The sequence below is a fragment of the Arthrobacter sp. HMWF013 genome, from assembly GCF_003061105.1.
Taxonomy (GTDB): Bacteria; Actinomycetota; Actinomycetes; order Actinomycetales; family Micrococcaceae; genus Arthrobacter.
Map to the genome: position 1 here is coordinate 1 of NZ_QAIQ01000070.1, position 19,309 is coordinate 19,309.

At 65.0% G+C, this 19,309-nt stretch carries 22 protein-coding genes; 13 read left to right on the forward strand and 9 right to left on the reverse strand.

Features of this window, described 5'->3' with window-relative positions; all coding sequences use genetic code 11:
- From DBR22_RS03305 to DBR22_RS03325, 5 genes are all read left to right on the forward strand, one after another.
- On the forward strand, positions 1-1,178 hold a 1,178-nt coding region (locus DBR22_RS03305; protein WP_108597771.1), incomplete at its 5' end, for an ABC transporter substrate-binding protein.
- A 7-nt stretch (positions 1,179-1,185) separates the two neighbouring features.
- Positions 1,186-2,223 carry a carbohydrate ABC transporter permease gene (locus DBR22_RS03310; RefSeq protein ID WP_108597772.1) on the forward strand — a complete coding sequence of 346 codons (1,038 nt, stop codon included), beginning with the start codon at positions 1,186-1,188 and terminating at the stop codon, positions 2,221-2,223.
- Positions 2,220-3,116, forward strand: coding sequence for a carbohydrate ABC transporter permease (locus tag DBR22_RS03315; protein ID WP_108597773.1), 897 nt, complete (start codon positions 2,220-2,222; stop codon positions 3,114-3,116). Before DBR22_RS03310 ends, DBR22_RS03315 begins: the two co-directional genes overlap by 4 nt.
- A 53-nt stretch (positions 3,117-3,169) precedes the next feature.
- On the forward strand, positions 3,170-3,364 hold the full coding sequence (locus tag DBR22_RS03320) for a hypothetical protein (protein ID WP_181365003.1): 195 nt from the start codon (positions 3,170-3,172) through the stop codon (positions 3,362-3,364).
- A gap of 149 nt (positions 3,365-3,513) precedes the next feature.
- On the forward strand, positions 3,514-4,569 hold the full coding sequence (locus tag DBR22_RS03325) for a LacI family DNA-binding transcriptional regulator (RefSeq protein ID WP_108597775.1): 1,056 nt from the start codon (positions 3,514-3,516) through the stop codon (positions 4,567-4,569).
- Positions 4,570-4,624: 55 nt separating this feature from the next.
- Here DBR22_RS03325 and DBR22_RS03330 read toward each other — a convergent pair whose 3' ends face one another.
- Positions 4,625-5,599 (reverse strand): hypothetical protein, encoded by a 975-nt coding sequence (locus tag DBR22_RS03330; protein ID WP_108597776.1) that lies wholly within the window; start codon positions 5,597-5,599, stop codon positions 4,625-4,627.
- A 34-nt stretch (positions 5,600-5,633) separates the two neighbouring features.
- Positions 5,634-6,440: an exodeoxyribonuclease III gene (locus DBR22_RS03335; protein ID WP_108597777.1), complete on the reverse strand. Its 807-nt coding sequence runs from the start codon at positions 6,438-6,440 to the stop codon at positions 5,634-5,636.
- A 142-nt stretch (positions 6,441-6,582) separates the two neighbouring features.
- On the opposite strand from DBR22_RS03335, the gene DBR22_RS03340 reads away from it, so the two are divergent.
- The 4 genes from DBR22_RS03340 to DBR22_RS03355 are packed head-to-tail and all read left to right on the forward strand — an operon-like array spanning position 6,583 to position 10,886.
- On the forward strand, positions 6,583-8,082 hold the full coding sequence (locus tag DBR22_RS03340; RefSeq protein WP_108597778.1) for a CoA-acylating methylmalonate-semialdehyde dehydrogenase: 1,500 nt from the start codon (positions 6,583-6,585) through the stop codon (positions 8,080-8,082).
- Entirely contained in the window at positions 8,082-9,170 is a 1,089-nt protein-coding gene (locus tag DBR22_RS03345; protein WP_108597779.1) for an enoyl-CoA hydratase/isomerase family protein, read from the forward strand. Before DBR22_RS03340 ends, DBR22_RS03345 begins: the two co-directional genes overlap by 1 nt.
- Positions 9,163-10,113 carry a 3-hydroxyisobutyrate dehydrogenase gene (mmsB, locus tag DBR22_RS03350; protein WP_108597780.1) on the forward strand — a complete coding sequence of 317 codons (951 nt, stop codon included), beginning with the start codon at positions 9,163-9,165 and terminating at the stop codon, positions 10,111-10,113. Before DBR22_RS03345 ends, mmsB begins: the two co-directional genes overlap by 8 nt.
- The gene (locus DBR22_RS03355) at positions 10,110-10,886 is read left to right on the forward strand and encodes an enoyl-CoA hydratase (RefSeq protein ID WP_108597781.1); all 777 of its coding nucleotides are present in this window, start codon (positions 10,110-10,112) and stop codon (positions 10,884-10,886) included. The genes mmsB and DBR22_RS03355 overlap by 4 nt, the downstream gene beginning before the upstream one ends.
- Here DBR22_RS03355 and DBR22_RS03360 read toward each other — a convergent pair.
- Positions 10,873-11,862 carry an NAD(P)/FAD-dependent oxidoreductase gene (locus DBR22_RS03360; protein WP_108597782.1) on the reverse strand — a complete coding sequence of 330 codons (990 nt, stop codon included), beginning with the start codon at positions 11,860-11,862 and terminating at the stop codon, positions 10,873-10,875. The two genes, DBR22_RS03355 and DBR22_RS03360, sit on opposite strands and share 14 nt — an antisense overlap.
- A 66-nt stretch (positions 11,863-11,928) precedes the next feature.
- Here DBR22_RS03360 and DBR22_RS03365 point away from each other — a divergent pair, with 66 nt between their 5' ends.
- Together DBR22_RS03365 and DBR22_RS03370 are read left to right on the forward strand one after the other, a co-directional pair.
- Positions 11,929-12,510: a helix-turn-helix domain-containing protein gene (locus DBR22_RS03365; RefSeq protein ID WP_108597783.1), complete on the forward strand. Its 582-nt coding sequence runs from the start codon at positions 11,929-11,931 to the stop codon at positions 12,508-12,510.
- Between the two features lie 60 nt (positions 12,511-12,570).
- Positions 12,571-13,227 (forward strand): DedA family protein, encoded by a 657-nt coding sequence (locus DBR22_RS03370; RefSeq protein ID WP_108597784.1) that lies wholly within the window; start codon positions 12,571-12,573, stop codon positions 13,225-13,227.
- 9 nt (positions 13,228-13,236) lie between these two features.
- On the opposite strand, the gene DBR22_RS03375 is transcribed toward DBR22_RS03370, so the two are convergent.
- Positions 13,237-13,752: a MarR family winged helix-turn-helix transcriptional regulator gene (locus DBR22_RS03375; RefSeq protein ID WP_108597785.1), complete on the reverse strand. Its 516-nt coding sequence runs from the start codon at positions 13,750-13,752 to the stop codon at positions 13,237-13,239.
- A gap of 97 nt (positions 13,753-13,849) precedes the next feature.
- Between DBR22_RS03375 and DBR22_RS03380 the strand changes: the two genes are divergently transcribed.
- Positions 13,850-15,052 (forward strand): acyl-CoA dehydrogenase family protein, encoded by a 1,203-nt coding sequence (locus tag DBR22_RS03380; protein ID WP_108597786.1) that lies wholly within the window; start codon positions 13,850-13,852, stop codon positions 15,050-15,052.
- A gap of 90 nt (positions 15,053-15,142) precedes the next feature.
- Here DBR22_RS03380 and DBR22_RS03385 read toward each other — a convergent pair whose 3' ends face one another.
- Positions 15,143-15,346 (reverse strand): cold-shock protein, encoded by a 204-nt coding sequence (locus tag DBR22_RS03385; RefSeq protein WP_013599688.1) that lies wholly within the window; start codon positions 15,344-15,346, stop codon positions 15,143-15,145.
- Between the two features lie 145 nt (positions 15,347-15,491).
- Here DBR22_RS03385 and DBR22_RS03390 point away from each other — a divergent pair, with 145 nt between their 5' ends.
- Entirely contained in the window at positions 15,492-16,241 is a 750-nt protein-coding gene (locus tag DBR22_RS03390; RefSeq protein WP_108597787.1) for a glycosyltransferase family 2 protein, read from the forward strand.
- Between the two features lie 4 nt (positions 16,242-16,245).
- Here the strand turns inward: DBR22_RS03390 and DBR22_RS03395 are convergent, their stop codons facing one another.
- From DBR22_RS03395 to DBR22_RS03405, 4 genes are all read right to left on the reverse strand, one after another.
- Positions 16,246-17,172, reverse strand: coding sequence for an alpha/beta fold hydrolase (locus DBR22_RS03395; protein ID WP_108597788.1), 927 nt, complete (start codon positions 17,170-17,172; stop codon positions 16,246-16,248).
- 37 nt (positions 17,173-17,209) lie between these two features.
- The gene (locus tag DBR22_RS03400) at positions 17,210-18,208 is read right to left on the reverse strand and encodes an alpha/beta hydrolase (protein WP_258229025.1); all 999 of its coding nucleotides are present in this window, start codon (positions 18,206-18,208) and stop codon (positions 17,210-17,212) included.
- Between the two features lie 210 nt (positions 18,209-18,418).
- Positions 18,419-18,592 (reverse strand): hypothetical protein, encoded by a 174-nt coding sequence (locus DBR22_RS23675; RefSeq protein ID WP_181365005.1) that lies wholly within the window; start codon positions 18,590-18,592, stop codon positions 18,419-18,421.
- Positions 18,593-18,775: 183 nt separating this feature from the next.
- On the reverse strand, positions 18,776-19,309 hold a 534-nt coding region (locus DBR22_RS03405; RefSeq protein WP_441296234.1), incomplete at its 5' end, for a thiolase C-terminal domain-containing protein.

The following is a 19,309-nucleotide window of genomic DNA, read 5'->3' on the forward strand; positions in this document are numbered from 1 at the left end:
ATGCTGAAGCCAACCTCGACGGCCGCGGGCCCATTACGTATGTACAGGGCAAGGACAACAACAACGTTGTCCGGCCGTTCATTGAAAAGTGGAATGCGGCCCACCCTAACGAGCAGGTCACCTTCAAGGAGCAGACGGACAAGGCTGACCAGCAGCACGACGACCTGGTCCAGCACTTCCAGGCCAAGCAGTCGGACTATGACGTCGTCAGCGTTGACGTTATCTGGACGGCCGAGTTTGCTGCCAAGGGCTGGCTGCAGCCGCTCAAGGACAAGATGGCCATCGACACCTCGAAGATGCTCGAGGCCCCGGTCGAGGCTGCGTCCTACAAGGGCACGCTCTACGCCGCACCCAAGGATTCCGATGGCGGCATCCTTTACTACCGCAAGGACCTTGTCCCCACGCCGCCCACGACGTGGGACGAAATGATGGAGATGTGCTCCATCGCCAAGGCCAACAACATCGGCTGCTACTCCGGCCAGTACAAGCAGTATGAAGGCCTGACCGTCAACGCCGCTGAAGCCATCAACTCCGCCGGTGGATCGGTCCTGGACAAGGACGGCAAGCCCAGCCTGAACACTCCGGAGGCAAAGAAGGGACTCGAAAACCTGGTCAAGGCCTACGCTGATGGCAACATTCCGCAGGAAGCCATCACCTTCCAGGAAGAGGAAAGCCGCCGCGCCTTCCAGTCCGGTAACCTGCTCTTCCACCGCAACTGGCCGTACATCTACAGCCTGATCACCACGGAAGGCTCCTCGGCAGTCAAGGACAAGTTCGGCATGGCCGCTCTTCCCGGCGCGGACGGCCCCGGTGCTTCCTCACTCGGCGGCCACAGCGCAGCCATCAGCGTCTACTCCAAGAACAAGGCAACTGCCCTGGACTTCCTGAAGTTCATCAACGAGGAAGAGCAGCAGAAGTTCTTCGCCAACCAGGCCTCCCTGGCACCGGTTCTGGCCTCGCTCTACGATGACACGGAACTGACCACCAAGCTGCCCTACCTCACGGTCCTGAAGGAGTCACTGTCCAACGCTGTTCCGCGGCCCGTGACGCCGTTCTACCCGGCCGTGACCAAAGCGGTTCAGGAGAATGCCTACGCCGCATTGAAGGGCGAGAAGTCTGCCGAGCAGGCCTTGGCTGACATGCAGAAGTCCATCGAGTCCGCCGGCGCAGGATCGTAGCCTAGCCATGGCAACCGAATTGGGCCCGACGCCGGCAACAAAGCCGGCGTCGGGCGGGACCCCGGTCCACCACGCACCCAAGGGTGTGGGGGAGGACAACCAGATCCTCAGCCAGGGTAAGTGGGCTTCCTGGCTGCTGGCACCCACCATCATTGCGCTGGGGATTGTGATCGTCTATCCGATCATCAGCGCCATCATCATGTCCTTCCAGAAGGACGCCGGCCTGGATCCGGCCACCGGCCTCTTCACCGAGGGCGGCCCCGCCGGAATTCAGAACTACGTAAACTGGCTCGGCCAGCAGTGTGCCGCCCCGGGTGGCGGCACTGTAGCCTGCCCGCCGGGAACACTTGGCGGTCAGTTCTGGAATGCGACAGGAACGACCTTCCTGTTCACTGCTGTCACGGTTCTCTTCGAGACGATCCTCGGTTTCTGGATGGCCATGATTATGGCCCGCACCTTCAAGGGCCGTAGCATCGTCCGCGCCGCTGTCCTGGTTCCGTGGGCCATCCCCACGGCCGTGACCGCCCAGCTGTGGCTCTTTATGTTCGACTTCAACGGCATCATCAACAAGCTGTTCAACGTTTCCATCCTGTGGACGGGCAGTGAGTGGCCAGCCAAATGGGCTGTCATCATCGCCGATACCTGGAAAACCACACCGTTTATGGCGCTTCTGATTCTCGCCGGGCTGCAGATGATCCCGGCCGAGGTCTATGAGGCAGCCAAGGTTGACGGTGCCACTGCCTGGCAGCGGTTCCGGATGATCACGTTGCCGCTGGTGAAGCCGGCGCTCATGGTGGCTATCCTGTTCCGTACCCTGGATGCGCTGCGCATGTTCGACCTTCCGTACATCCTCACCGGCGGTGCCAACAACACCACCACGCTCTCGATCCTGGTGATCAATCAGATCAGACAAGGGTTCAACGCGGCGGCGGCGCTCTCAACCATCACCTTCATCATCATCTTCTTGGTCGCTTTCATCTTCGTGCGGTTCCTCGGCGCCAACGTTGTGGAACAAAGCGGCGCCTCAGGTAAGGGGAAGAAATGACAACGTCAACAGCCTCCACGGAACTGCGCGCACGGCAGGACGCGGGCCGCAAAACTGCCCAGAACCGTGAGAAGTGGGCTCAGGCAAGGACGTACATCAGCGCCGCCGTCATCCTGGTCTGGTGCCTGGCCCCGGCGTACTGGATGGTGGTGACGGCGTTCCGCGAGGTGGGTTTCACTTACGACACCTCGGTCCTGCCCACCCACGTGACGATGGACAACTTCACTACCGCCTTCGATACGTCCTTCGGCAACAGGTTTGGCCAGGCGCTCCTGAACAGCATCTTCATCGGCATCGTTGTGACGGCGGTGTCCCTGCTGATCGGCGTGTTCGCAGCATATGCGCTGGCCCGGCTGAACTTCCGGTTCAAGTTCCTGGTACTGGGCTTCATCCTGGGAGCATCGATGTTCCCGGGTGTTGCCCTCATCACCCCGCTCTTCCAGCTGTTCACCAACATCGGCTGGATGGGAACCTACCAGGCGCTCATTGTGCCCAGCATTTCGTTTGTGCTTCCGTTGACCGTTTACACGCTGACATCCTTCTTCCGCGAAATGCCGTGGGAGCTGGAGGAATCAGCACGCGTGGACGGCTGCACGCAGGGGCAGGCGTTCCGTAAGGTCATCATGCCGCTGGCGGCGCCGGCCATCTTCACCACGGCCATCCTGGCGTTCATCTCCTCGTGGAATGAGTTCCTGATCGCCAGCCAGCTGTCCAGTGATGCCACCCAGCCGGTCACAGTGGCCATCGCCAACTTTGCCGGTGCCCAGCCCAACCAGATCCCGTATACCGCCATCATGGCTGCCGGAACCATCGTCACCATTCCTCTGGTGATCCTGGTGCTGGTCTTCCAGCGCAAGATTGTGGCCGGTCTGACGGCGGGTGCAGTCAAGTGACAAAGGGCGTTTCCCGTCCCCCTCAGTCCAAGGGGGCGGGAAACGAACGCCGGATGGTCCGCTCCGGCGAGGACTTTGACATCATCATCGGGTTCCTCGGATTCTGGGCCCTGGTCCTGCTGGTGGTCACGGTATGGATGGAAGTAACCGGTCAGTTTGCACTGTGGTGGGCACTGGGCCTGTTGGCCACGCTCCTGGCCATTTACGGAATGATGCGGCTCCGGCGCCGCCTGCCGGACCGAAGGTAACCCTCCGCGGTTCTCCGGGCCGCTGCCTGCCGTCCCTGACTCCGCAGGTAACACTGCGAAGCGGGGCTGCATTCAAAATACGATGGCGCGGAGGTATCTCAGGCATCCGTTGCCTGCAAGGAGCTGAACAGGGGGTCACGGTGGCACGCATGGAGAGGTCCCAACGAGGCGGCCACAGCGGCGTCAGCATCGAAGATGTGGCCGCCGCCGCCGGAGTGTCCACAGCCACCGTGTCCCGCGCCGTGCGGGGACTGCCCAGGGTTTCGCCCGCCACCCGGGAAAAGATCCTCGAAGTGGCGGGCGCCCTCGGCTACGTTGCTTCCTCGTCAGCCTCGGGGCTGGCGACCGGACGGACCAAAACCATCGGGGTGCTGGCACCATTCGTCAGCCGGTGGTTCTTTTCAAAAGCCATCGAGGGCGCCGACCGTGAGCTCCACGCGCGCAGCTACAACCTGTCCCTGTTCAACCTGGGCGGCCACGGCAGCCACCGCGAGCGGCTTTTCAGCAAGACCATGGTGTACAAACAGATTGACGCCTTGCTGGTGCTCTGTATGGCGCTCACCCATGAAGAGCTGGATCACCTGCAGAAGCTTGATATCCCGCTGGTGGTGGTGGGCGGCCATGTGGAGGAGTGCGCCTACATCGGCATTGACGATTACGCTGCCGCTTCCACCGCCGTACGGCACCTGATCGACCTTGGCCACCGGGACATCGCCCTCCTGCATGGCGACGACGAAACCGACCTCAACTTCGACGTACCCCGCGTGCGGATCCTGGCTTTCAAGGACGTGATGGCGGCGGCGGGACTGCCTTTCCGCCCGGAGTGGGACGAGATGGGGGACTTCACGGTCCGCAGCGGCCAGGAGGCGTTCCGGCGCCTGTGGGCCCTGCCTGCACCCAGGCCCACCGCCATCTTCTGCGCCTCGGACGAGATGGCCATGGGCGTCATCTTCGAAGCCGCCCGGGTGGGTGTCCGGGTGCCCGAGGATCTCTCCGTGGTGGGGATCGACAACCACGATTTCGCCGAGGCTGTGGGCCTGACCACCGTAGGCCAACGGCCGGACGAGCAGGCGGAGTTGGCCACCAAGATGCTCCTCGACGAGCTCGACGGCGTCAGCGGCGCGGTCCACTCAGCCGTCGCCGAGCACCAGCTCATCGTGAGGCGCACGACGGCGGCGCCCCCTTCCGGGGGAACGGCAGCGTAATAGGCCCGGTCCGTTGGGGAACGCTGGGCCGGAGGGCCGGTAAGGGCTGTCCGGGTCAGGACGCGCGGGCCAGCTGCCTGATGGGGATCCAGCGGGAGGCGAGCCGGCGGTAGGCCGCAGCGGCGCCGGTCATGTCCCCTTCAGCAAGGCATTCAATTCCCAGCCGGATGTCCATCGGGGACTCGTCCGGATACACCTTGTCCGCCACGGCACCGTAGTCCAGTTCCACCATGGACTGGACATGGAACTGCTCCAGCCACTCGGTCAGCTGGGCGAGGTCATCGAGCATGTCCAGGTCCGGCGCAGCGAGGGCAAGATGGGCCACGGCGTAGCGTGCCCGTTCGATCGCCTCGGTGATGGGGGCCCAGACCCTGACCGTGAGGATACGGCCGCCGGATTCCACAACATCCTTGCGGTCGTCCTCCATAAACAGCGAGAACCAGCTGAACGGAATGCCCCAGGTGGAGGCGCGCGTGTGCACCCGGATGGAGCCGTCGCGGGCTTTGACCTGATCGATCCGTTCCTGGTGCTTGTCCCGCTGCTCTTCAGGAATCAGCATCTCAGCCAGCGGTCCGTGGATGCCTTCCATGAGGGCGTTCGCGGCGAGTCCGGCGCGGAGCACCAGTTGGCTAGGGCAGTACAGCAGGATCGTCGCGTCCCTTGATTCGGATCCCGTCGCGGCAGCGGAATTGGTGGTGGCACCCGGCTGGGATCCGGCACCCGAAGGCGCGCCGGCACCGGCGTCGGACGTTCCGGCGTGTGGTGTGCCCCGGGGCGGCACACCAGGCACGGTGGTGACGCGCACCAGGTCCGTGCGGCCGGTGGGGAAAGGGTCCCCGCCGGAACGGGTGATCCGGCCTAGTGAGGCAAGCAGTTCGGCATTTTCGACGGCGGCCCGGGACGCCGACCGCGCACCGGCGGCCCGGATCGCTTCGCGTTGTCCTTCCGGGAAAGCGTCCAAGGGTTCGTAGACCCGCAGCGTGGAGGAGAACGGCAGGCCGGCCTGGCCCCGGTAGAGGTTTCCGGTCACTGCAGTCTCCTTTCCTGAGCCCACGCCGCGACCATCAGTCGGCCAGGTCCACCAGCACGGGGGCATGGTCAGAGGCGCCTTTGCCTTTTCGTTCCTCGCGGTCGATCGAGGCGCCGGTGACGCGCGCGGCCAGGGCGGGTGAGCCGAGGACGAAGTCGATCCGCATCCCTTCTTTCTTCGGGAAGCGGAGCTGGGTGTAGTCCCAGTACGTGTACACACCGGGCCCGGGGGTGTACTGGCGCGCCACGTCGGTGAAACCGGCCTCTTCAAAGGCGTGGAATGCTGCGCGTTCCGGCGGGCTGACGTGGGTGTGGCCCTGGGTCAGGAACAGGTTGATGTCCCAGACGTCCTCATCCAGCGGGGCAATGTTCCAGTCGCCCATCAGGGCCACCTGGGCCGATGGATCAGCGGCGAGGAGGCTCTGGGCGTGGTCCTTGAGGGAGCCGAGCCATTTGATCTTGTACGGCATGTGTTCGTCGTCGAGGGAGCGGCCGTTGGGTACGTAGAGGCTCCAGATCCGGACGCCGGCGCACGTGGCTGCTATGGCGCGCGCCTCCTGGACGGGGTCCTTACCGGCTTTGCCGAACGTGGGCTGGTCCAGGAAGGTCCGCTCCACGTCTTCCAGCCCCACCCGGGAAGCGATGGCCACGCCGTTCCACTGGTCCACGCCGAAATGCGCCACTTCGTAGCCCATCCGCTCGAACAGTTCCCAGGGAAAGTTCTCGTCCTTGCACTTGGTCTCCTGGATGGCCAGGACGTCGCAGTCGCTGCGCTGCAGCCAGGCCTCCACGCGGTCGGCGCGGGCACGGAGGGAGTTCACGTTCCAGGTAGCAATCTTCACAGTCCCTAACTTACCGAACTTGGGCGCCTGGCATAGCCGACGGCGGCCACCGGCCCGGACCGGACGTCTGGAATTTAGTAGGAAGTCCGAGTATATTCGCTTGCACAGATGATCTGGATCACATGCGAAGGAGCATTCAGCCATGGTGCGCGAACTGTCCCACTACGTCGGCGGCCAGAGAGTCGAGGGGAACTCAGGCCGTTACAGCGATGTTTTTGACCCCTGCACGGGCCAGGTCCAGGCCCGGGTGCCGCTGGCCGGCAGGGAGGAAGTCCAGAACGCGGTGGCCGCCGCGGAGAAGGCCCAGCTGGAGTGGGGCGCCATGAACCCGCAGCGCCGCGGCCGGATCTTGCTGAAATTCGTCGACCTGGTCAACCAGAACATGGACGAATTGGCCACGTTGCTGTCTTCCGAGCATGGCAAGACGTTCGCGGATGCCAAGGGCGATATCCAGCGCGGCATCGAAGTGGTGGAGTTCGCAGCCGGCGCCCCGCACCTGCTCAAAGGCGAGTTTTCCACCGATGCCGGCCCCGGAATCGATATCCATTCCCTCCGGCAGCCGCTGGGGGTGGTTGCGGGCATCACGCCCTTCAACTTCCCGGCGATGATCCCGCTCTGGAAGTCGGGTCCGGCCCTGGCGGCAGGCAACGCCTTCATCCTGAAGCCTTCCGAACGGGATCCGTCGGTTCCTTTGCGGCTGGCCGAGCTGTATTCCGAGGCAGGTGTCCCGGACGGCGTGTTCAACGTGGTCAACGGGGACAAGGAAGCGGTCGATGCGCTGCTTGAGGACCCGCGCGTCAAGGCCATCGGCTTTGTGGGCTCGACGCCGATCGCCCAGTACATCTATGCCACAGCGGCAGCGCACGGCAAGCGCGCCCAATGCTTCGGCGGGGCCAAGAACCACATGGTGATCATGCCTGACGCCGATCTGGACATGGCAGCCGATGCCTTGATCGGAGCCGGTTACGGTTCCGCCGGTGAACGCTGCATGGCCATTTCCGTGGCCGTCCCCGTGGGTGAGGACACCGCCAACCGGCTGGCCCGCAAACTCCAGGACCGCATCAAGGGGCTCAAGGTGGGCCACAGCCTGGCCAAGGATTCCGACTTCGGGCCGGTGGTGGCACCCAGTGCCAAGGAACGGATTGAGGGCTACATCCAGTCCGGCGTTGACCAGGGCGCCACCCTGCTGGCCGACGGACGCGGACTCACCGTGGAAGGGTACGACGACGGGTTCTGGGTGGGGCCCACGCTCTTCGACCACGTCACCAAGGACATGAAGATCTACCAGGAGGAAATCTTCGGCCCCGTCCTGAGCATCCTCCGCGCTGCCGATTACGATGAGGCCCTCCGCCTGTGCAGCGAGCACGAATTCGGCAACGGTGTGGCCATTTACACGCGCGACGGCGATGCTGCCCGCGACTTCGCGAGCCGGGTGGAAGTGGGCATGGTGGGAATCAACGTTCCCATCCCTGTGCCGATCGCGTACTACACCTTCGGCGGCTGGAAGGCGTCCGGCTTTGGCGACCTGAACCAGCACGGCGCCGATGCGTTCCGCTTCTACACCAAGACCAAAACGGTCACCACGCGCTGGCCCTCCGGGATCCGCCAGGGCTCCAGCTTCGTGATGCCGGAAGGAAGCTGATGACCGGACTGCCACCGGAAAAAGCACGCGAACCGGAGATCCTCTTCGCCCGCCGCGGCCACCTCGGCATCGTCACACTCAACCGGCCCAAGGCGGTTAACGCGCTGACGGCCGGGATGGTGACGGCCATGCTGGAGCAGCTCATTGCCTGGGCGGACGACGACGGCGTGGCCACGGTGCTGGTGCACGGCGCCGGAAAGCGGGGCCTCTGCGCCGGCGGCGACATTGTGGCGATCTACCGGGACCTGCTCACCGGGGGGACCCAAACAACCGGATTCTGGGCGACCGAGTACCGCCTGAACTCCCTGATCGCCCGCTACCCCAAGCCCTATGTGGCCCTGATGGACGGGCTGGTGCTTGGTGGCGGCGTCGGAATTTCGGCGCACGGTTCGTACCGGGTGGTCACCGAACGGACCCGGACGGGGATGCCGGAAACCACCATAGGTTTCGTGCCCGACGTCGGCGGCACCTTTTTGCTGGCCAGGTCACCAGGGGAGTCGGGCACCCATGCCGCGCTGACCGGGGCACACCTCACCGGAGCGGACGCGCTGTTCCTGGGCTTGGCGGACCACCACGTCCCGGCGGACAGCCTCCCGGAGCTGGCAGCGGCGCTCGAAAGCGAAAGTGCGGAAGCCGCCGTCGTACGTTTTGCCCGCACTGCTCCGCCCGCACCACTGGCGGGGCAGCGCGCCTGGATTGATGAAGCCTATGCCGGCGACGATGCGGAGGACATTGTCCGGAGGCTGCGGGCCTTTGACGGGGCAGGGATGGAAGTTGCCCACGAGGCAGCGGACACCATCGAGGCCAAATCGCCCACCGCAGTTAAGGTGGCGCTGGAGTCCTTGCGGAGGGCCAGGCGCCTGACCCTGGACGAGGCCCTGGCGCAGGAATACCGGGTGGGGCTGCGGTTCCTGGCCGCGCCGGATTTCCGCGAAGGAATCCGTGCGCAGGTGGTGGACAAGGACCGCACGCCGCTCTGGAAACCGGCCGCCCTCCACGAGGTGCGGCCGGCCGATGTTGACCGGTTCTTTGAACCGCTCGGAGACCGGGAGCTCACCCTCCAGCCAAAGGAGACGGACCATGTCTGAAGACCCTTCTGTCGTACCCGGGAAGCCGGCTGTCGCCTTCCTGGGCCTGGGCCATATGGGCGGGCCGATGGCGGTGAACCTGGTCAGGGCCGGCTATCCGGTGGCGGGCTACGACGTTGTTCCCGCGGCTTTGGAAGCCGCACGTGCCCACGGCGTGCCCATCAGCGGGAGCGCCGCCGACGCTGTGGCCGGTGCGGCTGTAGTGCTCACCATGTTCCCCAGCGGCCGGCACGTGCTGGACGCCTACCGCGGCGCAGACGGGAAACCGGGGCTGTTGGAGACGGCCTCACCGGGAACCATGTTTCTGGACTGCTCCACCATTAACGTGGACGAGGCCAGGGAAGCCGCCGCGCTGGCCATCGAGGCAGGCCACCGCTCCGTGGACGCGCCCGTTTCCGGCGGTGTGGTGGGCGCTGAAGCCGGCACCCTCACCTTTATGGTGGGCGGCGGGCCGGAGGATTTCGAAGCGGTGCGGCCCATGCTCGAGGTCATGGGCAAGCGGGTGGTGCACTGCGGCGGGCACGGCGGTGGCCAGGCGGCGAAAATCTGCAATAACCTCATCCTCGGCGTCTCCATGATCGCGGTGAGCGAGGCGTTTGTGCTCGGCGAGAAGCTGGGCCTGACACACCAGGCGCTGTTCGACGTCGCCTCCGCGGCCTCGGGCCAATGCTGGGCGCTGACCACCAACTGCCCAGTTCCCGGACCGGTTCCCACCAGCCCTGCCAACCGCGACTACCAGCCGGGTTTTGCCGGCGCGCTGATGGCCAAGGACCTGCGCCTCGCGCTGAATGCCCTCCAAAGCACCGGGGTGGCAGCACGGGTGGGGCCGCTCGCGTCCGAGATCTACGATACGTTTGCGGCTGAAGGCGGCGCAGACCGTGACTTCTCCGGAATCATCACGGAAATCCGCGCGAAGTCGCACAATGACGGGAGTCAGGCATGACGGAGTACACGAACATCCTGGTGGAACAGCGCGGCAGGGTAGGCCTGGTCACGCTCAACCGGCCGGAGGCGCTCAACGCCCTGGACCACGCCACCATGGGCCAACTCGTGGCCGCAGTGTCCGCCATGGACACAGACCCGGCAGTGGGAGCGGTGGTGATCACCGGTTCAGCCAAGGCCTTTGCCGCCGGGGCCGACATCAAGGAGATGGCCGCGCAGGGCTACATGGACATGTACGCCGCCGACTGGTTCCGTGGCTGGGAGGACTTCACCCGGCTCCGCATCCCCACCATCGCTGCGGTGTCCGGCTTCGCGCTGGGCGGCGGCTGCGAGCTGGCCATGATGTGCGATCTCATCATCGCCGGGGACAACGCCAAGTTCGGTCAGCCGGAGATCAACCTTGGCGTACTCCCCGGCATGGGCGGCTCGCAGCGCCTGACCCGTGCCGTGGGCAAAGCGAAGGCCATGGACATGATCCTCACCGGGCGCTTCATCGGCGCTGATGAGGCCGAACGCGCCGGGCTGGTCTCGCGAGTGGTGCCCGCAGCGGACGTCGTGGACGAGGCACTGAAAGCCGCCGAAGTCATCGCATCCAAGTCCAAGCCGGTGGCCATGCTGGCGAAGGAAGCCGTCAACACCGCCTTCGAGGTAGGCCTCGCCCAGGGCGTTGTCTTTGAGCGGCGGCTCTTCCATTCACTCTTCGCCACCGAAGACCAGAAAGAAGGCATGGCCGCCTTCACCGAGAAGCGCCAGCCGGAGTTCAACCACCGCTGACCCCCGGACCAACCGACTGGGATTCGCGGTAGGCGGTGAGGTCTGCCGCCATTTCATCGGCCATCAGGCTGTTGTTAATGACGACGGCGGCCCACGAGCCAGCCGCTGCCGAGGCCAGGACCTGCGCGCGCATGTCCGTCACGTTGCCTGCCGCCCACACGCCCGGGACGGCTGTGGCGCCGTCGGCGTCCGTGGCCAGGAAGTCGCCGATGCCCATCGGGTGCGGCTCGGGCGTCAGGCCCAGGCCGGCAAATGCATCCAGCCGCGCCCGGACCTGAGGTCCCACTACCACGGCGTCCACAGCCACCTCCGGACCGCCGGCCAGGGCAATCCCGCGCAGCCGGTCATCCTCCACGCGCAGCGATTCCACCGCGCCGGCCACCACCCTGACGCCGCGGGCGGCCAACTGCTCCAGTTCTTCGTCGGAGGGCTGCACCAGACTGTTCAGGAACAACGTGATGTTGGCGCTCCACTGGCGGAACAGCAGGGCCTGGTGCACGGACCAGGGGCCCTTTCCGAGGATGCCGATGGCCTGGTCCTGGACTTCCCAGCCGTGGCAGAAGGGGCAGTGCAGCACGTCCTTGCCCCAGCGCTCGCGGAGCGCGGGAATGGCGGGGAGATCGTCCACCAGCCCGGTGGTGATCAGGAGGCGGTTGCCCTTCAGGACGCGCCCGTCCGCCAGGGTCACGGTAAAGCCCTCGGCAATGTTGCCTGCGGCGGTAACCGCTGCGCCCTGGATGGTCCGGACCCCGTAACGCCCGGCTTCGGCCCGGCCGATCTCCAGGAGTTCGGCCGGGCTGACACCATCGCGGGACAGGAATCCGTGAACCCCCTGCGCGGGGGCATTCCGGGGTTCGCCACTGTCCACCACCAGTACGGAACGGCGGGACCGCCCCAACATCTGGGCGGCACTCAGGCCTGCGGCCCCGCCGCCGATCACCAGGACGTCATATTTTCTGTTGTTGTCTCTGCTCATGCATCCATGGTGGGCTGAAGGCGCAATAAGTGGCAAAGAATATTGCCGGAATGGCAAACTTGGGAAATGGATCAGCAGATGGACGATGTGCTCGCCGCCGTAGGACCACGCCTGAAGGCATTGCGCCTGGGCAGCAATACCACCCTGGCTGCCCTCGCCGAGGCCACCGGAATTTCGGTGAGCACCCTGTCCAGATTGGAATCCGGCCGGCGCCGCCCCAACCTCGAGTTGCTGCTGCCCCTGGCCAAAGCCCATAGGGTCCCACTGGATGAACTCGTGGGCGCACCGGAAACCGGAGACCCCCGCCTGCACCTGCGCCCGATGGTCCGCCACGGGATGACGATCATTCCGCTAACCAGGCGGCCGGGCGGAATCCAGGCGTACAAGCACATCCTGCCGGCCGGCCAGCCTGACGAGCCGAACCCGCAGGTCCACGAGGGGTACGAATGGCTATACGTGCTCAACGGCCGGCTCAGGATGGTCCTGGGGAGCAAGGACCTGGTGATCGCGGCCGGCGAAGCCGTTGAATTCGATACCCGCGTCCCGCACTGGTTTGGCCGCGCAGATACCGGCGCTGTGGAGTTCCTCAGCCTTTTCGGCACCCAGGGCGAACGCATGCATGTGAGGTCCAGGCCCGGGTCCTCATAGACTCGTAGGGAGCAGACTGCCACGGGACGGCTGGATACTTCGGGGAATGGGGAAATGTATATGTGGGGAACGTCCGAGGCCGCGTCCGGCTCAACAGAGAACCTGACTGGCCTGCTGGGCGTTGCCGCGCGGGGCATTGAAACCCTTGGCGAGTGGGGTGTAGGGCTGTTCACCCTCGCCGAGACCGTCCTGCCGCCCATCCCCAGCGAAGTGATCCTGCCGCTGGCCGGGTACCTGGCGAAGCAGGGGTCGCTGAACCTGGTCCTGATCTTCATCACCAGCACGCTTGGCGCCTATCTGGGGGCGCTCCTCCTGTATTGGCTCGGTGCCAAGCTAGGTTTGGAGCGGTCCATCCGGGGCCTGTCCAGGCTTCCCCTGGTGGACCGGGAGGACTTTGATCACGCCGCCGGCTGGTTTGGCCGGCACGGACGGTCCTCGATCTTCTTCGGCCGGCTGCTCCCCGGTGTGCGCAGCCTGATTTCGTTGCCGGCCGGCGCGTCCAACATGCACCTTGGCACCTTCAGTGTCTACACCCTCGGGGGAAGCGGGCTGTGGAATGGCGCCCTGATAGGCCTCGGTTATGCGCTGGGTACCCAGTACCAGGTGATTGAGCAGTATTCCCGCTTCCTCAACTACGCCGTCTATTTGGCGCTGGGCCTTTCGGTACTCTGGCTCGTCGTCAGGAGTGTCCGCCGCAGCAGGGCGGGCAGGCGCTGACCTGGCCTGTCACAGGTCTTGATCGGAGAAATCGCCGGCATCCCGGCGGAACCGGCCCAGGATGCTGATCAGGTGGTCCACGTCCTCCGGGCTGAACCCTGACTGGCTGAAGACTTCGGCATTCAGTGCCGCCGTAGCACTTTTGGCGAGCGTCCGGCCTTCCGCAGTGATTTCGATAAGCGTGGTGCGGCCGTCAGTGGGGTGCGGCGCGCGCGAGACCAGCCCCGCCTTTTCGAGCCGGTCCACGGCGTTGGTCACCGACGTCGGATGGACCTGGAGCAGGGCGCTCGCCTTGTTCATGGGCAGCGCCCCGCTGCGGGCAAAGCTGAGCAGTGCCAGCAATTCGTAGCGCGCGAACGTCAGGCCCAGTGGTTTGAGGATGGCTTCCACCCGGGAGAGCAGGATCTGCTGGGTCCGCATGATGGCCGTGATGGCGGCCATGGGCGCGGCCACGTCCGTCCACCCGTGGTCCTCCCAATTGCGCCGGGCATCCGCGATGGGATCACGGGGGAGTGGTGTGGTCATCCTCGTCCGCCTTTCGCCACGTGATGCATCCCACTTTCATTCTGATCCTGTGCAATATACTAGGACATCCAACGGTTTTGGAAGAGTGAAGGGATGAATGCCCGTGCAGCCACAAGGACGTGGGAGCGAAGAACCGCGAACGGTCCCCTTCCCGGACGCCGACCTGATGTACGTCGTCGACCTTCTGCCCGCGTCCGAACGGGAGCGGTATCTGGGCATCCGCGCGTTCCTGCAGTCGTCCGTGCGGGAGGCATCCATCGAGTACTGGAACCGGGAGGAGTTTCCCTTCGGCCTGCTCAAGGAGATGGGCCGGCATGGCCTGGGCGGCCTGCAGACGGACGGCAGCTCCAAGCTGTTCAAGGGATTGATGTACACAGAGGTTGCCCGCGCGGACGTTTCGCTCTCCGCCCTGGTGGGTATCCACAACGAACTGATTGTCGGCATGATCAACGAGCTCGGTTCTGACGAGCAGAAGCGCCGCTGGCTTCCCGGGCTCGAGGACTTCAGCCAGCTGGGTGCCTTCGCCCTGACGGAACCGGACCACGGCTCGGATATCGCCGGCGGCCTGGCGACTTCTGCGCGGCTGGAGAACGGCGAATGGGTCATCAACGGCGCCAAGCGCTGGATCGGAGCCGGGACCATTGCCGACTTTGCCCTGGTGTGGGCCCGCGACTCCGCCGATGGGCAGATCAAGGGTTTCATCGTCGAGACCGACCGTCCGGGGTACTCGGCCACGAAGATCGCCAACAAAATCGGCCTCCGCATCATGCAGAACGCTGACATTGTCCTGGCGGACGTCAGGATTCCGGAGTCCAATCTCCTCCCCGGCGCCACGGATTTCTCCAAGGCAAACGCGCTGCTGCGTGATTCACGTGCCTGGGTGGGCTGGCAGGCCGCCGGCATCCAACTGGCCGCGTTCGACGTCGCCCGCTCCTATTCGCTGGTACGCAGGCAGTTCGGCAGGGAACTCGCCCGGTTCCAGCTGATCCAGCAGCAACTTGCCGAAATACTGGGCAACGCCTCAGCTTCACTGGCGCTGATGGCCCAGCTGGCCAGGATCCAGGAGGACGGAAAACTGGATATGGTGCAGGCGGCCATGGCCAAAGCCACGTGCACCCGGCTGGCCCGTGCATCCGTGGCGATGGGCAGGTCGCTCCTGGGCGGGAACGGGATCAGCACAGACTACGAAATGGGCAAGCTGTTTGGCGACGCCGAAATCCTGTACACCTACGAGGGCAGCTACGAGATCAACTCACTGATCGTGGGCCGGGCGGTGACGGGGAAGTCGGCCTTTGTGTAGACGCAAAAGTCCCGCTGAAACTGATGCTTCAGCGGGACCCTTGTTTTGTCCGGTAGTACTCCGGCCAGGCCGGTGCGTTACCTCGAGCTATTAGAGCGGACGGATGTTCTCTGCCTGCGGGCCCTTGGGACCCTGGGTCACATCGAATTCGACCTTCTGGTTCTCATCCAGCGAGCGGTAGCCGCTGCTGGCGATAGCCGAGTAGTGTGCGAAAACGTCGGCTGACCCGTCGTCAGGGGCAATGAAACCAAAACCCTTTTCGGCGTTGAACCATTTAACTGTGCCTGTTGCCATGCTGCATTCCTTCGTGTGACTCTGAGTTGCTCCGCCGGCACAAGGCCCCCGGTGCTGCGAACTTCATCCGCTGTCCCAAACGTACGGGGCTGACGGCCCGCTTGCAAGGGTATTTGTCCCAATATGGCGCTATAGTCTGGCCAACATGGGATCTGTCTCCGTGGTGATACCGACCAGAAACGATGCTGACATGCTGGCGTCATGTCTTTCCATGCTGCATGAGCAGACCCGTCCGGCTGACGAAATCATCGTGATAGACAACGCCAGCACCGACCATACCGCTGCCGTCTGTGACGCGGCGGGCGTGCGCCGGATCCCGGTCAGCCTGCCCGGAATTGCCGCCTCCACGGCGGCAGGTTTCGACGCAGCGGAGTCCGGCATCATCGCCCGGCTGGACACGGATTCACGGCCGCCAACGGATTGGCTGGAGCGTATTGAAGCCACCCTTGACCGCACCGGGCCCTTGTCGGCAGTGTCCGGGCCGGCATATTTCTATGGCGCAAACAGGCTCGTGTGCTGGCTGGGCCGCCATGCCTACCTGGGTGGTTTTTTCTGGGCCGTCGGTCTGATGATGGGCCACACTCCACTCTTCGGCTCAAACTTTGCCCTGCGGTCCGATGTCTGGGCGAGGCTCAGCGGTACCGTCATCCGCGACAATTCCCGGGTTCATGACGACTTTGATATCTCCTACCATCTGCGTCCCGATATGACCGTCACCTACGATCCCATGCTCCAGGTGGGCGTCTCGGCGAGGCCGTTCGCAAATCTCAAGGCAATGCGGAGCAGGATGGCGATGACGGTGGAGACATTCCGGGTGGAATTCGCTGCCGAACCGCCATTGCGGCGCCTCGCCGAACGCCGGCGGTGGGCACGGGAACACGGCCGCCGGCCCTGAGTGCCTATCCGGACCCGGCGTAGAGGGCAAGGAGATCGCGTGCAAACTCGTGCGGTGACGTTTCGCAGGGGCTGTGGCCTCCGCGGTACACAGCGATGCGGGCGCCAATGGACCGGGCGAAACGCTGATGCAGTTCAAGCGGCCAGAGATCGTGTTCACCCACGGCAACGAACTTCGGCAACGTGGCGGCGGCCAGCTCCTGCCGCAGGTCCGGCGCCCGCTTCATCAGTTCATAGATGTCGCGCACAGACTGGCGGCGCGTGAACCGGAACCGGTGCCGGACAAACGTCAGCCGGTGCGGAGTGATCTTGTTGAAGTTCCGGCGGATGCCCCAGATCATCAGGGCTGCTCCTACCCGGCCATTTGCCCAGCCGGTGACCCTGCCGAACTTGGTGACGCCCCGGAAGCCCTGCCCGGGTTCCGGCGGGCAACTCAGGAGGGTCAGGCTGCGGAAGAGCTCCGGCCGCCGGGTGTACGCAATCTGCGCGACGATGCCGGCGAAGGAGTAGCCGACCACGTGGGCCGGGCCTTCGCCGGACTCGAGGACCGCCAGGAAATCGTCAACGAAGAGCTCATAGTCGTAGTGCTTCCGCGGCGGGACAAGGTTCTCTGGCCCGGCACCAGCCGATTCGTACTGCCCGGCCAGATCGTAGCTGACCACTTGGAAGCCTGCCTCCGCGAGGTCAGGCATCATGATGGCGAAGTCCTCCTTGGAGCCGGTGACTCCGGGCACCAGCACCACACGGGTGTTCCCGGGCTTTCCCATGGTTGCCATCGCGAGGCTGCCGCTGGGTGCTGCGAAACGCGAGCTTACCGAGCCCTCTGGGAGGACCGACCAGTCCCAGTCCCGGACCTCCGCATCTTCGCGGGTGACCTCATCCAAGGGCCCGGCTGAAGGCGCTGGGGGTTTCTTCGGCTCGTAGGACGCCATGGATCAAAGATAGCCCCCGGAAGCCGGCACAGGCGCGTTACCCGGCCACCCGATCCACGAAGGCGTGGAGCCTGCGGTAGACCTCCTGCGACTCGGGATAGCGGTAGTTCTGCTGCCAGGTGTGTTCGGTGTTGGTGGACGCCCAGTCGTAGACGAGGGCGTCCACCGGCACAGAGTGCTCGCGCAGGCGGTTGATGAAGTTCAGGTTGGCAGTGTAGAAGTAGTCGCGTTCAGAGGTGGTGACAAGGACCGGCGGATGGCGGGAATCCAGCCACTCGATCGGCGAGAGGAACCTGGCGGCCCGGCGCAGGTGCTCGTGCCGTCCCGGTTTGGGCCGCGTTATGCCGCGGCCGGGGAGGAGCATCCGGACAAAGTTCAGGCTGAGGACAAAGCCTTTCTCGAAGAAGACGGAGAAGTCCACCACGCTGCAGTGCTGTACCAGCCCCTTGATGTCCTGAACCGCGACGGCGGGGTGGAGTTTGTAGTGGCTTGCAAGTTCAGAATGGATCGTCGCAGCTGTGAGCAGCGCCGCTATCTGGCCGCCGGCGGAGTCGCCCCCGAGCACCAGGCGGTGGGGGTCCCCGCCGAACCGGCCGATATTGCGCTGCACCCAGTTCAACGCCGCATTCGCATCGTCCAAAACATGGGCCATGTGGAACTCGGGCGCCACCCGGTAATTGACGTTGGCCACCACCATGCCGGCCTCGGCCTGGCTCGCGCAGTATTTGGTGAGGGCGGCTTTGTCTCCGGAGGTCCACCCGCCGCCGTGGAAGTAGACATACACCGGAAGGGCCGTGGTGGCGCCGTCACCGGCGGCCGGCGGGGCGATGACATCCAGGAGCTGGTAACGGTGGCCTGCGCCGACAAAGTCAACGTCGAAGGTATATTCCAGGCCCGTGATGGGGTCTTTGTTGAACCGGGCCCGCTCGCTGGAACTCACGCTGTGCATCAGCAGGCGCCAAACCCACACAGGCACCCGGCGCAGGGAGCGCCGTACCTTGCGGGCGAGGACAGAGGTGGCCGGCGGGGTTTTCACGGCACCACCACGGCCTTTTGAAGGCAGGACTGCTTCGGGGACGCGACGCATCCAGGGCGGTGGCAAGCCGCAGAAATCATGACCTCATCGTACTCCGGGGATCGCGGGCCTCCGGGACGAAAAATGCACCAGGCCGGCGCCGGAGGGCCCAGGCAATGAGACGGGCCCCGGAGGTATCTCCGGGGCCCGTCCAGCGATTATGGAGGCTGGTCAGTGCCTCTTGAGCATGCCGCGGATACGGTTGGCGATGGTCCCGCCTGCCCTGCCCGTTGTGTGGGCGCGGCCAGCTGTGTTCATCCCGCCGGCGCGGCGCATTGTTCCGCCGGCCTTCGTCCCGCTCGTTGTCCGTCCCATGGCGTTCCTGATGATGTTGCCCAAATTCATTGGAGCTCCTTCAGTCCTGGTAGGCATGCCGACTTTTCATCAGCATGCTTACTACTCTAGCCGGGAAGGCTGGGCAGGGGTAGGCCGGTCACCCGGAGTCACGGCGCCGCACACAGCCAACGCGGGGTCAGATCCGGCCCGATAGCCCCTCGATATCGGGCGGGATGTGACCCCGCGTTGCTTTTAGAGGGCTTCGAGGACGCTGACGTAATTGGCGATTCCCACGCCGCCCATGTTCTGCACAGCGGCCCGGCGGGCGCGGCCCAGCTGCATGCCCCCGGCGGTACCGGTCAGCTGCATTGCGGCGATCACATGCTGCGAGACTCCGGTGGCGCCGACGGGGTGGCCCTTGGCTTTGAGGCCGCCGGAGACATTGACGGGCAGCTTGCCGTCCTTGAAGACCCAGCCTTCATCGAGCGCCCGGGCGCCCTGCCCGGGTTCGGTCAGGCCCATGGCCTCGTACATGAGCAGTTCGGCGATGGTGAAGCAGTCGTGCACTTCGGCGAAGTCGAGGTCCTCGAGCCCGACGCCGGCCATCGCCAGTGCGCGCTGCCACGATACGCGGGTGGCGGCGAAGGCGGTGGGGTCGCGGCGTTCGGCCGGGAAGAAGTCGTGCGCGTGGCCGAACCCGGCGAGCCGCACCGGGGCGGTGGCCCCACCGGTTGGTGCGGCGGAAAGCACGACGGCGGCGGCGCCGTCGGACACGGGGGAGCAGTC

Bases quoted from the DNA above. Each gene is read 5' to 3' on its own strand.
- DBR22_RS03310 (WP_108597772.1), top strand. From the start codon at position 1,186: ATGGCAACCGAATTGGGCCCGACGCCGGCAACAAAGCCGGCGTCGGGC.
- DBR22_RS03315 (WP_108597773.1), top strand. From the start codon at position 2,220: ATGACAACGTCAACAGCCTCCACGGAACTGCGCGCACGGCAGGACGCG.
- DBR22_RS03320 (WP_181365003.1), top strand. From the start codon at position 3,170: ATGGTCCGCTCCGGCGAGGACTTTGACATCATCATCGGGTTCCTCGGA.
- DBR22_RS03325 (WP_108597775.1), top strand. From the start codon at position 3,514: ATGGAGAGGTCCCAACGAGGCGGCCACAGCGGCGTCAGCATCGAAGAT.
- DBR22_RS03340 (WP_108597778.1), top strand. From the start codon at position 6,583: ATGGTGCGCGAACTGTCCCACTACGTCGGCGGCCAGAGAGTCGAGGGG.
- DBR22_RS03345 (WP_108597779.1), top strand. From the start codon at position 8,082: ATGACCGGACTGCCACCGGAAAAAGCACGCGAACCGGAGATCCTCTTC.
- mmsB (WP_108597780.1), top strand. From the start codon at position 9,163: ATGTCTGAAGACCCTTCTGTCGTACCCGGGAAGCCGGCTGTCGCCTTC.
- DBR22_RS03355 (WP_108597781.1), top strand. From the start codon at position 10,110: ATGACGGAGTACACGAACATCCTGGTGGAACAGCGCGGCAGGGTAGGC.
- DBR22_RS03360 (WP_108597782.1), bottom strand. From the start codon at position 11,862: ATGAGCAGAGACAACAACAGAAAATATGACGTCCTGGTGATCGGCGGC.
- DBR22_RS03365 (WP_108597783.1), top strand. From the start codon at position 11,929: ATGGATCAGCAGATGGACGATGTGCTCGCCGCCGTAGGACCACGCCTG.
- DBR22_RS03370 (WP_108597784.1), top strand. From the start codon at position 12,571: ATGTGGGGAACGTCCGAGGCCGCGTCCGGCTCAACAGAGAACCTGACT.
- DBR22_RS03375 (WP_108597785.1), bottom strand. From the start codon at position 13,752: ATGACCACACCACTCCCCCGTGATCCCATCGCGGATGCCCGGCGCAAT.
- DBR22_RS03380 (WP_108597786.1), top strand. From the start codon at position 13,850: ATGCCCGTGCAGCCACAAGGACGTGGGAGCGAAGAACCGCGAACGGTC.
- DBR22_RS03385 (WP_013599688.1), bottom strand. From the start codon at position 15,346: ATGGCAACAGGCACAGTTAAATGGTTCAACGCCGAAAAGGGTTTTGGT.
- DBR22_RS03390 (WP_108597787.1), top strand. From the start codon at position 15,492: ATGGGATCTGTCTCCGTGGTGATACCGACCAGAAACGATGCTGACATG.
- DBR22_RS03395 (WP_108597788.1), bottom strand. From the start codon at position 17,172: ATGGCGTCCTACGAGCCGAAGAAACCCCCAGCGCCTTCAGCCGGGCCC.
- DBR22_RS23675 (WP_181365005.1), bottom strand. From the start codon at position 18,592: ATGAATTTGGGCAACATCATCAGGAACGCCATGGGACGGACAACGAGC.